Annotated in this window: 8 protein-coding genes; 3 read left to right on the top strand and 5 right to left on the bottom strand. The window is 73.2% G+C overall.

Translation table 11 applies throughout. The features are described from left to right. Positions 1-28 precede the first annotated feature (28 nt). Both OIB37_RS24200 and OIB37_RS24195 read right to left on the bottom strand, forming a co-directional pair. Entirely contained in the window at positions 29-3745 is a 3717-nt protein-coding gene (locus OIB37_RS24200) for a UvrD-helicase domain-containing protein (RefSeq protein WP_330459704.1), read from the bottom strand. 257 nt (positions 3746-4002) lie between these two features. Beyond that, positions 4003-4428, bottom strand: coding sequence for an MGMT family protein (locus OIB37_RS24195; RefSeq protein WP_330459703.1), 426 nt, complete (start codon positions 4426-4428; stop codon positions 4003-4005). 176 nt (positions 4429-4604) lie between these two features. Here OIB37_RS24195 and OIB37_RS24190 point away from each other — a divergent pair, with 176 nt between their 5' ends. The 3 genes from OIB37_RS24190 (at position 4605) to OIB37_RS24180 (ending at position 9776) form a co-directional block, all read left to right on the top strand. Further along, entirely contained in the window at positions 4605-7460 is a 2856-nt protein-coding gene (locus tag OIB37_RS24190; protein ID WP_330459702.1) for a lysylphosphatidylglycerol synthase transmembrane domain-containing protein, read from the top strand. 119 nt (positions 7461-7579) lie between these two features. Then, entirely contained in the window at positions 7580-9124 is a 1545-nt protein-coding gene (locus OIB37_RS24185) for an alpha/beta hydrolase (protein ID WP_330459701.1), read from the top strand. A gap of 205 nt (positions 9125-9329) precedes the next feature. Continuing rightward, positions 9330-9776 carry a DUF7144 family membrane protein gene (locus tag OIB37_RS24180; RefSeq protein WP_443058195.1) on the top strand — a complete coding sequence of 149 codons (447 nt, stop codon included), beginning with the start codon at positions 9330-9332 and terminating at the stop codon, positions 9774-9776. A 67-nt stretch (positions 9777-9843) separates the two neighbouring features. On the opposite strand, the gene moeZ is transcribed toward OIB37_RS24180, so the two are convergent. From moeZ to OIB37_RS24165, 3 genes are all read right to left on the bottom strand, one after another. Continuing rightward, a complete protein-coding gene (gene moeZ / locus OIB37_RS24175; protein ID WP_330459700.1) occupies positions 9844-11022 on the bottom strand; it encodes an adenylyltransferase/sulfurtransferase MoeZ in 1179 nt (392 codons plus the stop codon). A gap of 63 nt (positions 11023-11085) precedes the next feature. Further along, a complete protein-coding gene (locus OIB37_RS24170; RefSeq protein WP_330459699.1) occupies positions 11086-11910 on the bottom strand; it encodes a spherulation-specific family 4 protein in 825 nt (274 codons plus the stop codon). After that, positions 11898-12857, bottom strand: a complete 960-nt coding sequence (locus tag OIB37_RS24165; protein ID WP_330459698.1) for an NAD-dependent epimerase/dehydratase family protein — start codon at positions 12855-12857, stop codon at positions 11898-11900. The genes OIB37_RS24170 and OIB37_RS24165 overlap by 13 nt, the downstream gene beginning before the upstream one ends. Positions 12858-13158: the final 301 nt, after the last annotated feature.

The raw sequence follows: 13158 nt of genomic DNA, 5'->3' as shown, positions 1-13158 counted from the left end.
ACGCGGCGCACGCGGCGCACGCGGCGCGTCACTCGACGATGTGCCGTCCCTCGGGCCGCGCGCTGCACGAGGCGCGGAACGCGCAGTGCGTGCAGTGCTGGCCGGTGGTCGGCGTGAACCGCTCGTCGAGGACCTTCCCTGCGGCGTTGGCGAGCAGCTCTCCGACCCACTCCCCCGTCGGCGGCTCCTGAGCCTGCACCTTGGGCACGGTCTCGCCGCCGTCCCGTTTCGCCGCGCCCTGCCGCAGATGCACCAGCTCGGCGCCGCCGGGTTCGGGGCGCCGGTCCCCGAAGGCGGTGTCTACGGCGCCCTCGGCCACGGCGAGCTGGTAGACGGCGAGCTGGGGATGGCGGGCCACGTCGGCGGCGCTGGGCGCCTGCTTGCCGGTCTTGAAGTCCACGACGTAGGCCCGGCCCTCGCTGTCCTCCTCCACGCGGTCCATCTGACCGCGGATGCGGACCTCGTAGCTGCCCGCTTCGAGGGTGACGTCGAAGTCCTGCTCGCTGGCCACGGTGGTGCGTCCGGCGCGGTCCAGCACATGCCAGTTCAGGAAGCGTTCGAGCGCCGCGCGCGCGTTGTCCTTCTCCTGGGCCGACTTCCAGGGCGCGTCGAAGGCGAGCGCGTTCCACACCGAGTCCAGGCGTTCCATCAGCACGTCGAGGTCGGCGGGGGTACGGCCGGAGGCGACCTCGTCGGCCAGGACGTGGACGACGTTGCCGAAGCCCTGGGCCGCGGTGGCCGGCGCGTCGGCCTTCACCTCGCGGCCCAGGAACCACTGCAGGGCGCACGTGTTGGCGAGCTGGTCGAGGGCGCTGCCGGACAGCACGACGGGCTGGTCGCGGTCGCGCAGCGGCACCTTGCTCTCGGTCGGTCCGAACATGCCCCACCAGCGGTAGGGGTGCGCGGACGGCACCAGCGGGCGGCCGTCCTCGTCCGCGAGGGCGGCGAGCCTGGCCAGACGGCGCGCGGCGGCCTCCCGCAGCGTGGCGGAGACGCGCGGGTCGACGGTGGTGGCGCGCAGCTCGGCGACGAGCGCGGCCACGGACAGCGGGCGGCGCGGCCGGCCGGTGACGTCGCGGGGTTCGACGCCCAGCTCGGTCAGGAAGCGCGAGGGCTGGTCGCCGTCGTCCGCCGGTGCCTTCACGGCGGTGACGACGAGACGCTCACGCGCGCGCGTGGCGGCCACGTAGAACAGCCGGCGCTCCTCGGCGAGCAGGGCGCCGGGGGTGAGGGGTTCGGCAAGTCCGTCGCGGCCGATGCGGTCGGCCTCCAGCAGGGACCCGCGGCGGCGCAGGTCGGGCCACAGGCCCTCCTGGACGCCGGCGACGACGACCAGCGGCCACTCCAGGCCCTTGGAGCGGTGCGCGGTCATCAGGCGTACGGCGTCGGGCCGTACCGCGCGGCGGGTGAGGGTGTCGGCGGCGATGTCCTCGGCCCCGATCTCCTCCAGGAAGTTCAGGGCACCACGGCCGCCGGTGCGCTCCTCCGCGCGCGCGGCCGTGGCGAACAGCGCGCAGACGGCGTCCAGGTCACGGTCGGCGTTACGGCCGGCCGCGCCGCCGCGCCGGGCCGCCCGCTCCAGTCGCTTCGGCCAGGGCGTGCCGTCCCACAGGTCCCACAGCGCCTCCTCGGCCGTACCGCCGCCGGCGAGGCGCTCCCGTGCCTTGCGGAGCAGCGCGCCGAGGCGCTGGGCGCCGCGCGCGTACGCGGGGTCGTGCGTGACCAGCCGCTCGGGCTCGGCGAGCGCCCGCGCGAGCAGCTCGTCGGAGGGCGGCGGCAGCGGATTCCCGGCGGCCCGCTCCTCCTCGCGCAGGGCACGCCCGAGCCGGCGCAGGTCGGCGGTGTCCATGCCGGCGAGGGGGGAGGCGAGCAGAGTGAGCGCGGTCTCGGCGTCGAGCCAGTGCACGCCGGGGGCGGCGGCCGGCTCGTCGGCCAGGTCGGACGCGGGGAGACCGCCGTCGGCGGCAACGGTCTCGGCGACCGGCTCGCCGGCCGAGGCGGACACGGGCAAGCCACCGTCGACGGCAACCAGGCCCTCCGGCCCGGCGGACACGGAGAGATCCTCGTCGGCGACCGGCTCCTCGCCCCCGGCCGACACAGAGAGACCACCCTCGGCGGCACCCGGCCCCTCCGGCCCAGCGGACACGGAAAGACCGTCGACGACACCAGGCCCCTCCGAACCGGCGGACACGGAAAGATCCTCGTCGGCGACCGGCTCCTCGCCCCCGGCCGATACGGACAGGCCTTCGGCGGCACCCGGCGCCAGGGAGTCGGCGGCCGGGGGCTCTCCCGGTCCGGCGGACACACGCTCCCCCGCGTCCGCGCGCGCCTCCGCTTCGGGCCACCGTGCCGCCTCGGCCGTGGCCACCACCCTCAGCGCGGTCAGCAGCGGGGCGACCGACGGCTCGTGGCGCAGGGGCAGGTCGTCGCCGTCGATGTCCAGGGGGACGCCTGCGGCGGTCAGGGCGCGGCGGAGGGCGGGGATGGTGTGCGAGCCGGCGCGGACCAGGACGGCCATGTCGCTCCAGGGAAGGCCGTCCTCCAGGTGCGCGCGGCGGAGGATGTCGGCGATGTTGTCCTGTTCCGTGCCGGTGGTCGGGTAGGTGTAGACCTCGGCCCGGCCGCCGTCCCGTACCGCCGCGGGTGTGCGGTGCGCGCGCACCTTGTCGGACGGCAGCCGGGTCAGCGGCATGCGCTGGGTGATCAGGCGGGTCGCGGCGAGCAGGTCGGCGCCGGAGCGGCGGGAGGTGCGCAGCACCTCGACGGGGGCGGGGCGGCCGCCGACGCGCGGGAAGACCTCGGGGAAGTCGAGGATGCCGTTCACGTCGGCGCCCCGGAACGTGTAGATCGACTGGTCGGGGTCGCCGAAGGCGACCAGGGTACGGCCGCCGCCGGCCAGGGCGTGCAGGAGCCGTACCTGGGAGGGGTCGGTGTCCTGGTACTCGTCGACGTAGACGGCGTCGTACTGGGCGGCGAGCCGGGCCGCGACCTCGGGACGGTTCGCGAGCAGCACCGCGCGGTGGACGAGCTCGGCGTAGTCGATGACGCCCTGAAGGTCGATGACGTCGAGGTAGTCGGCGAGGAACGCGGCGGCCGCCCGCCAGTCGGGGCGGCCGATGCGGCGGGCGAAGGCGTCCAGGGCGTCGGGGCCGAGACCCAGCTCGCGGCTGCGGGCGAGGACGGCGCGGACCTCGTCGGCGAAGCCGCGCGTGGTCAGGCAGGCGCGCAGTTCGTCCGGCCAGCGCACGTGCTTGAGCCCGAGCCGCTCCAGCTCGGGCTGGCCGGCCAGCAGCTCGCGGACGGTGACGTCCTGCTCGGGGCCGGAGAGCAGGCGCAGCGGCTCGGCGTACAGGCCGCTGTCCTGGTGGGCGCGGACCAGGGCGTAGCAGTACGAGTGGAAGGTGGTCGCGCGGGGCGCGCGGGCCGCGCCGATGCGCCGGGCCATGCGGTCGCGCAGGTCGACGGCGGCCTTGCGGCTGAACGTCAGCACCAGGATCCGTTCCGGATCCGTGCCGTGTGCGATGCGCGCGCCCACGGACTCCACCAGGGTGGTGGTCTTGCCGGTGCCGGGACCCGCGAGGACGAGCAGCGGTCCGGCCCGGTGGTCAACCACGGCGCGCTGCGCGGCGTCCAGACGAGGGGGGTCGGACTCGGCCGGGGTCGTACGGACCAGTCGGTAGGCGCCACGGCTCCCCTGCCGCGCCTGGGGGTGCGGCAGCGGCCTGGTGGAGGAAGAGGAGCTCACGTGGTTCGCCGGTCCTGGTGGTTGTGCTGGTGGGCAGGCGGCCGTGCGTACGAGGCGGTGGCCGCGGGGTGAGGGGGACGCGCGCAGTCGACGCTACGCCGCCGCATCGGGCGGAAGCAGGGCTTCCGATTCTTCCCTCGCGGCACTCGCGCCACGCGGGACCCTCGTCCCACGAACGTACGGCATGCCACGGACGTCCCCCGTGTCGCTCGTACGGGCCACAGGTTCCCCCCGGTGGCCTCCGATGGCGGAAGCTGTCAGGTGTGACCCTCTGCGCCCGCCTCGCCGTCCCATCGCGCCCGCCTCATGTCGAGCCGCGGCAGATGGCTCTCGCTGTTCCTGCCCGCCGTCTTCAGCGGCGTGCCCTCCGCGCGGTAGTGGCCGAGCGCCTCCAGCTCGTGGCCGGGCAGCAGCGCCCCGTCGGCGCGCACCACGCGCCACCACGGCACCGCGCCGCCGTAGAGGGACATCACCCGGCCCACCTGACGCGGCCCGCCCTCCTCCAGCCACTCGGCGACGTCCCCGTACGTCATGACCCGGCCGGGCGGGATGCGCTCGGCGACGTCCAGCACCCGCTCGGCGTACTCCGGAAGCGAGTCCGCGCGCTCCGTGTGCTCCGCGTACTCGACGCGCTTCGCGTGCTCCACGTGCCCGGCGGGGATCCGTTCGCTCATTCGTCCCATCCTGCCGCACGCCGCCGACAACGCGGCGCGGTCGGCGGGGCCGGGCCTCTCGCCCCCGGGCGGCCCTTCCGGCAGACTGTCCGCTCCCGCATCTGCACCCTGATGCCCGCGTGTGTCGGTGGGGCATGCCACCATCGTGCGGGCGGTGACTGGTGATACGAGATCAAGAAGAGACCATGAAGCAGCAGGGCGTGCATCCCGAGGACGCGGAGGGTACCCCTGGCGTGTCCGCACGTCCCGACGCCGCCCACGCGGGCACGGGCGACACCGGTGCGCCGGGCCCGGACAAGGGCTCGCGCGAGCCTGACACGCGCGCGCGTGGGGACGCGCCCGGCGCGGACACACACGCGCGTGAGGACGCGTCCGGCACCGGCGAAGGGGCGCACGTCCCCGGCGGGGCGCGCCCCGGCAAGGGGTCGGGCGCCGGGGGCGACGATCCCGGTGCGGAGGAGGTCGAGGGTGACGAGCCGCTGCTCCCCGCACGCGTGCACCGTCCCTCCGACCTCATGCGGCTGCTGGTGGGCGTGCTCGCCATCGCCGTCCTGCTCGCCATCGCGGCGTTCGCCCACGGCACCACCTCGGGCCTGGAACAGGACATCAACAAGGGCACCGGCCAGGCCCCCGACCTGCTGATCAAGCTCGCGGGGCTCGCGTCGAGCATCGCGATCCTCCTGGTGCCGGTCGCTTTCGCGATCGAACGGCTGATCAAACGGGACGGGCTGCGGATCGCCGACGGCGTCCTGGCGGCCGTCCTCGCGCACGGCGTGACCCTCGCCACCGACCTGTGGGTCGCCCGGGCGGCCCCCGGCTCCATCCAGGAAGCGCTCACCCAGCCGTCACCGGGCGACATCCACGCCCTGACCGATCCGGTGCACGGCTACCTCGCGCCCGTCATCGCGTACATGACGGCCGTCGGCATGTCCCGCAGACCCCGCTGGCGCGCGGTGCTGTGGATCGTGCTGCTGCTCGACGCCTTCTCCATGCTGGTCACCGGCTACACGACCCCGTTCTCGATCGTCCTGACCGTGCTGATCGGCTGGACCGTCGCCTACGGCACGCTGTACGCGGTCGGCTCGCCCAACGTCCGGCCCACCGGGCGGACCCTGATGGCCGGCCTCAGGCACGTCGGCTTCCACCCCGTGAGCGCGGCCCGCGTGGAGGTCCCGGACGCGGAGAACGGCGACCGCGGGCGGCGCTACTTCGTCACCCTTCAGGACGGCCCTCCGCTGGACGTCACGGTCCTCGACCGTGAGCAGCAGGCGCAGGGATTCTTCTACCGCGTGTGGCGGAACCTGACCCTGCGCGGCTTCGCCACCCGCTCCAGCCTGCAGTCACTGCGGCAGGCGCTGGAGCAGGAGGCGCTGCTGTCGTACGCGGCGGCCGCGGCGGGCGCCGACACGCCCAGGCTGATCGCCACCTCCGAACTCGGTCCGGACGCGGTGATGCTCGTCTACGAGCACACCGGTGCCCGGACGCTGGACTCGCTGGCCGACGACGAGATCACCGACGAGCTGCTGCGCAAGGCCTGGCACCAGGCGCAGACGCTGCAGTCGCGGCGCATCGCGCACCGCAGGCTGTCGGGCGACGCGATTCTGGTGGATCGTTCCGGCAATGTGATCCTCACCGAGCTGGCCGCCGGTGAGATCGCGGCCGGCGAGCTGCTGCTGCGCATGGACGTGGCCCAGCTGGTCACCACGCTCGCCCTGCGGGTGGGCGCCGAGCGCGCCGTGGCCTCCGCGGTCCGCGTGCTGGGACCGGACGCGGTCGCGGACTGCCTGCCGATGCTCCAGCCCATCGCGCTGACGCGCTCCACGCGCGCGACGCTGCGCCGGCTGGGCCGGGAGCGGGCCGAGCGGGAGCGCGAGGCGGTGCTGGAGTCCTCCCGGCTGGCCAAGCAGGCCCGCCTGGAGCACGCCGCCGAGACGGCCGGGGCCGCTCCCGAGAGACCGGGCAAGAAGGCGGTCCGCGCCGAGCAGCGGGCCGAGAAGCGCGCCATCGACGAGGCCGTCGAAGAGGCGCGCGAAGAGGACCTGCTCACCCAGATCCGGCACGAGGTGCTGCGGATCAGGCCCCAGGCCCCGGTGGAGCCGGTACGGCTGGAGCGGGTACGGCCGCGCACCCTGATCAGCTTCATCGCCGGTGCGATCGGCGGCTACTACCTGCTGACGCAGCTCACCCACACCGAGTTCGGCACGGTGTTCGCGCGGGCCCAGTGGGGCTGGCTGATCGCCGCGGTGCTGTTCTCCGCGCTCAGCTACGTGGCCGCCGCCATGGCGCTGCTGGGGTTCGTACCGGAGCGGGTGTCCTTCCCGCGGACGGTGGCGGCCCAGGTGGCCGGCTCCTTCGTGAAGATCGTGGCGCCGGCGGCCGTCGGCGGCGTCGCCCTGAACACGCGGTTCCTGCAGCGCCAGGGCGTGCGCCCGGGGCTCGCGGTGGCCAGTGTCGGCGCCTCGCAGCTGTTCGGGCTCGGCTGCCACATCCTGATGCTGCTGTCCTTCGGCTACCTGACCGGTACCGAGAAGACGCCGTCGCTGTCGCCGTCCCGGACGGTCATCGCCGGTCTGCTGACCGTGGCGGTGCTGGTGCTCGTGGTGACCTCGGTGCCGTTGCTGCGGAAATTCGTCTCCACGCGCGTGAGGTCGCTGTTCGCCGGCGTCGTACCGCGCATGCTCGACGTCCTGCAGCGGCCCCAGAAGCTCATCACCGGCATCGGCGGCATGCTCCTGCTGACGGGCTGCTTCGTCATGTGCCTGGACGCCTCCATCAGGGCGTTCGGCGACGAGTCGACCTCGCTCAGCATCGCCAGCGTCGCCGTCGTCTTCCTCGCCGGAAACGCGCTCGGCTCCGCGGCGCCCACCCCGGGCGGTGTCGGCGCGGTCGAGGCGACCCTCACGGTCGGTCTGCTCGCCGTGGGCCTGCCCAAGGAGGTCGCCGCGCCGGCCGTCCTGCTGTACCGGCTGCTGACCCTGTGGCTGCCGGTGCTGCCGGGGTGGCTGGCCTTCAACCACCTCACCCGCAAGGGCGCCCTCTAGGGGGCGCCGGCCGCACGCAGGCCGGGCGGAAAACGGCGTCCGGCCAGGGCCGGTGGGACGCGTACCTCGTACGGCCCGTGCCCCGCGCGGCCCGGCGCGCGCGCACGCAGGATGGGATCATGGTGAACCCCTCCCGGCCGCGTGCCGCCGCACTGACCACCAGCGCCGTGCTGCTGGCCGCCCTGCTGGCCGGATGCGGCAACGGCTCCTGGGACGGGGACGTGATGACGCAGAAGCTGGACTGGAAGGACTGTCCCGCACCGTCCGAGGCCGAGGGCGGCGGCAGCGCCCCGTCCCCGCTGCCGAACGGCGCCAGGTGGCAGTGCGCCACCATGCGAGCACCCCTGGACTGGGACAAGCCCAAGGGCGCCACCATCGGCATCGCGCTGATCCGCGCCAAGGCCAGCGGTCCGGCGGACCGGCGGATCGGCTCGCTCGTGTTCAACTTCGGCGGCCCCGGCGGCAGCGGTGTCACCGCGCTGCCCGCGTTCGGCGAGGACTACGCCGCCCTGCGCACCCGCTACGACCTGGTGAGCTTCGACCCGCGCGGGGTCGGCCGCAGCGCGCCGGTGGAGTGCGAGAGCGACACCCAGCTCGACGAGTACTTCCAGCAGGACGCGACGCCCGACACCCGGGCCGAACAGGCCCAGCTGCTGGACCGCACCAGGCAGTTCAACGACAACTGCGAGAAGCACTCGCCGAAGATCCTGCCGCAGGTGCGCACCACCGACGCCGCCCGCGACATGGACCTGATGCGCCACCTCCTCGGCGACGCCAAGCTGCACTACTTCGGCATCTCCTACGGCACCGAACTCGGCGGCGTCTACGCCCACCTGTTCCCCGGGCACGTCGGCCGGGCCGTGCTCGACGCGGTCGTCGATCCCACCCAGGACCCGGAGCAGGGCGCGCTCGGCCAGGCCAAGGGCTTCCAGCTCGCGCTGGACAACTTCGCCGAGGACTGCACGTCGAAGGAGACCGACTGCCCCATCGGCGACACCCCGCAGGACGTCAAGGACCGCATCGCCACGCTGCTGAGGGACCTGGAGAAGAAGCCGATCCCGGGCATCTTCCCGCGTGAGCTGACCCAGACCGCGGCGACCAACGGCATCGCGCAGTCCCTCTACTCCAAGGACTTCTGGGAGTACCTCACCGAGGGCCTGGAGCAGGCGTACGACGGCGACGGCAAGATCCTGATGCTGCTGTCCGACTCGATGAACGGGCGCAGCGAGAACGGCGAGTACAGCAACATCGCCTCGGCCAACGTCGCCATCAACTGCTCCGACGAGAAGCCCCGGTACACGACCGACTACGTCGAGAGCAAGCTGCCCGAGTTCCGTGCCGCCTCCCCGCTGTTCGGGGACTTCCTCGCCTGGGGCATGCTGTCCTGCCACGACTGGGCCGTGCCGGGCGCCGCCGACCACCCCGACGTCAGCGCGCCGGGGTCGGCGCCGATCCTCGTCGTCGGCAACACCGGCGATCCGGCCACGCCGTACGAGGGCGCCAGGAAGATGGTGGAGGCACTCGGCAAGGGCGTCGCCGTCGAGCTGACGTACAAGGGTCAGGGCCACGGAGCGTACGACAGCAAGAACAAGTGCGTGCAGGACGCGGTGAACGGCTATCTGCTGGACGGAAAGGTGCCGGAGGCCGACACGGTCTGCTCATGACCGTTTCGGTGTCTCGGTGTATCGGTGTCTCGGTGTCCGCCCGCCGGCTGCCGTCGCCGCGGCTCCGGACATGTGTCCGCCCGCCGGCCGCCGTCGCCACGGCTCCGGAAATGCCGAGGCAGTGCCGTCATGCCAGGCTGGGATGAGGCATCGAGCCGGTCCGGGAGGCTCGGCCGACCGGATGGTCCCTCCCGAGGAGGCTGACATGTCCAGTGACGCGACCCGACCCACATCGGCCGGCGTCAAACCGAGCCCGTGGCACGCGCCCACGTCCGGTACCACCGTGTTGGCGGCAGCGCTGATGATCTTCGGTGGAGCGATGGCGATCTTCGAGGGAATCTCGGCCATCGCCGGGGACGGCCTGTTCCTCGCGACACGTCGCTACGTGTTCCAGTTCAGCCTGACGGGCTGGGGCTGGGTCCATCTGTTCCTGGGCTTCGTCCTCGTCCTTGCGGGGTGCGCCGTGCTCACCGGAGCGCTGTGGGCGCGCTTCTTCGGCGTATCCATGGCAGGGCTGGGGGCGTTCGCCAACTTCCTGTGGCTGCCGTACTACCCCTTGTGGGCTCTGGTGCTGATCGCCATCAACATCTTCATCATCTGGGCGCTGTGCATGGGAATGCACAGAGAGGCCGGCGACGGCCGGACGGCCTGACACCGACGTCGACACGGAGGCGGCCCTGGCGGAAGGCCAGGGCCGCCTCCGTGGGCGAGACGGCTGCTCAGTAGACCGGCTTGTCGGGTTCGATCTGGTTGACCCAGCCGATGACTCCGCCGCCGACGTGGACGGCGTCCGCGAAGCCCGCGGACTTCAGGACGGCGAGGACCTCCGCGCTGCGGACGCCCGTCTTGCAGTGCAGGACGATCTTCCTGTCCTGGGGCAGGTCCTGCAGGGCGTTGCCCATGAGGAACTCGTTCTTCGGGATCAGCTTGGCGCCGGGGATGGAGACGATCTCGTACTCGTTCGGCTCGCGGACGTCGATGATCTCGATGTTCTCGCCGTCGTCGATCCACTCCTTGAGCTGCTTGGGAGTGATCGTGGAGCCGGCGACCGCCGCCTGCGCCTCCTCGGAGACGACGCCGCAGAAGGCCTCGTAGTCGATGAGCTCGGTGACGGTGGCGTTCTCGCCGCAGACCGCGCAGTCGGGGTCCTTGCGGACCTTGACCTGGCGGTACTGCATCTCCAGGGCGTCGTAGATCATCAGGCGGCCGACCAGCGGGTCGCCGATGCCGGTAAGGACCTTGATCGCCTCGGTGACCTGGATGGAGCCGATGGACGCGCACAGCACGCCCAGGACGCCGCCCTCGGCGCAGGAGGGGACCATGCCCGGCGGCGGGGGCTCCGGGTAGAGGCAGCGGTAGCAGGGACCGTGCTCGGACCAGAAGACCGAGGCCTGGCCGTCGAAGCGGTAGATCGAGCCCCAGACGTACGGCTTGTTCAGCAGCACGCACGCGTCGTTGACCAGGTAACGGGTCGCGAAGTTGTCCGTGCCGTCGACGATCAGGTCGTACTGGCCGAAGATGTCCATCACGTTCTCGGCCTCGAGCCGTTCCTCGTGAAGGATCACGTTCACGTACGGGTTGATGCCGAGGACGGAGTCGCGCGCGGACTCGGCCTTGGAGCGGCCGATGTCGGCCTGGCTGTGGATGATCTGACGCTGCAGGTTCGACTCGTCGACCTCGTCGAACTCCACGATGCCGAGGGTGCCGACGCCCGCGGCGGCCAGGTACATCAGCGCCGGCGAGCCCAGGCCGCCCGCACCCACACAGAGCACCTTGGCGTTCTTCAACCGCTTCTGCCCGTCCATCCCGACGTCCGGGATGATCAGGTGGCGGGAGTACCGGCGGACCTCGTCTACGGTGAGCTCAGCGGCTGGCTCGACCAGGGGTGGCAGCGACACGGGGACTCCGTTGATCGGTCGATCACTACAGATGTTCTCCTCGTAACACTGCCACGGCCTTCTTCATTCCGAGACACCCGTTCCGATGCGCGAGACGATCTCGTCCCAGTAGCCGGGCATGGTCTCCCAGGGGTCGGTGCGGTCGGCCCGGCCGCCGCGATCGGTGCGGTCGGTGCGGTCGGTGCGGTCGGTGCGGTCGGTGCGGTCGGTGCGGTCGGTGCGGTCGGTGCGGTCGGTGAAGTAGATCGTCGCCGCGCCCTGCCAGCGGGCGATGCGCAGGGCCTCCTCCAGGTGGCCGAGGGGCACGCTGTGCACGAAGTGGCAGAAGCGGTCGGGGGGATAGTCCGCGGTCCACTCGGCGACCTGCGACCAGCGGTACGCGGACCAGGGGCCGGAGAAGGTCACCAGCTGGTCGGCGTTCTCCGCGTACGCCGGATGCGGGTGGCCGCCGTGGCCGAGGACGATGTGGGTGCCGGCGTCGGCCGTCCGCAGGGTGGTGACCACGCGGCGGACCTCGGGGAGCGCGGCGCGGTCGGTGGGACAGCGGTCCAGCAGGAACCCGTCGACCCGGTACCAGTCGGCGTAGCGGTGCGCGTCGGCGAACAGGCCGGCGGCGGCGCGGGCGCCGTGGGCGAGGTCCAGGTGACCGAGGACGCGGACGCCCGCGTTGCGCAGCCGTCCCGCGGCCTGGAGGCAGTGCGGGTCGGGGCGAATACCGGGCCCGCCGCCGGAGACGTTCAGCACGACCCAGTCCAGCGGGGTGCCCGGGCGCGTGAGTTCGGCCCACTCGGCCGGGGCGAGCAGGGGGTGTGCGTAGCCCGGGACGCCGAGGCCGGTGCGTACGCCGGTGCTGGTCGGGCCTGCCGCGGCGCTGGTCAGATGCGGCATGCCGCCTCCATCCAGATGTCGGCGAGGGACTCTTCGAGGTTGATGCGGGGGCGCCAGCCGAGCCGGTCACGGGCGGTGCGCACGTCGGCCTGCTGCCAGCTGCCGCAGCCGTCCGGGTACGGGTACGCGACCGGCGCCACGTGCTCGGAGTCGGACCGGGGGTGCGCGATGGCGCCGCGCAGCGGACCCTGCGGGTTGTCGAGCTCGTGGAGGGCGCCGCCGTATCCGGCGACCCGGGCGAGGACGCCGGCGGCGTCACGCAGGCGTACGGCGCGGCCGGAACCGATGTTGATGACGCCCTGGGCGGCGGAGAGCGAGGCCGCGTGCACCGCGCGGGCGACGTCGCGTACGTCGATGAAGTCGCGCTGGACGCCGAGGCCGCCGAGTTTGAGTTCGCCGTCGCCGGACTGCATGGCGCGGCGCATGGCCTCGGCGAGCCGGCCGAGCGGGGAGCCGGCCGGGGTGCCGGGTCCGGCGGGCGAGAAGACGCGGAGCACGACGGCGTCGAGGCCCGAGCCGAGGACCAGTTCGGTGGCGGCGAGCTTGCTGACGCCGTACGGGCCGCCGGGGCGCGGTACGGCGTCCTCGGCCGTGGAGGAACCGGGCTGGCTGGGGCCGTACTCGGAACTGCAGCCGACCTGCACCAGCCGGGCGCCGCAGCCGCTGCGGCGCAGGGCCTCGCAGACGGTGGCGACGGCGACGGTGTTGTGCCGGGTGAGTTCGCGGGCACCGCCCCGGGTGGCGCCCGCGCAGTTGACGACGACTCCGGGATGGACCGCGTCGAGGAACCGCGTGAGCGCGCCGGGGCTGCCGGTGGCGAGGTCGAAGCGGACGTCGGCGTCGTCGCCGCGGCCGAGCGCGGTGAGCTGGACGGCGGGGTCGGCGAGCAGGCGGTCGGCCACGAAGCGGCCGATGTATCCGTTGGCTCCGATCAGCAGGACTCTCATCGTGCCGCTCCCGGGGTGTGCGCTCCGGCGGCTCCGCCGGCTCCCGGGGCTCCGCACGCGCCGCGCGCGCCGGACACTCCGCGCGCACCGGCCACTGCGCACGCACCGGACGCTCCGCGCACTGCGGACGCGCCGGGCGCACCGTGCGCGCCGGCCACTCTGGGCGCTCCGGGAGCGCTGGAGGCTCCGTGTCGGGAGGTGGTCATCTGGATCTTCTCCTTCAAAGGGATGGTGCGGTCGCCTCCGGCGTGCGCCGGAGGCGGGTGGCCACCGCCGCGTGCCGTCACACGCACGGGGCGGT

Origin of the sequence: Streptomyces sp. NBC_00820 (genome assembly GCF_036347055.1) — a bacterium.
GTDB lineage: Bacteria > Actinomycetota > Actinomycetes > Streptomycetales > Streptomycetaceae > Streptomyces.
The sequence above is the reverse complement of the archived record's forward strand: the minus strand, read 5'-3'. Positions and strand labels throughout refer to the sequence as shown.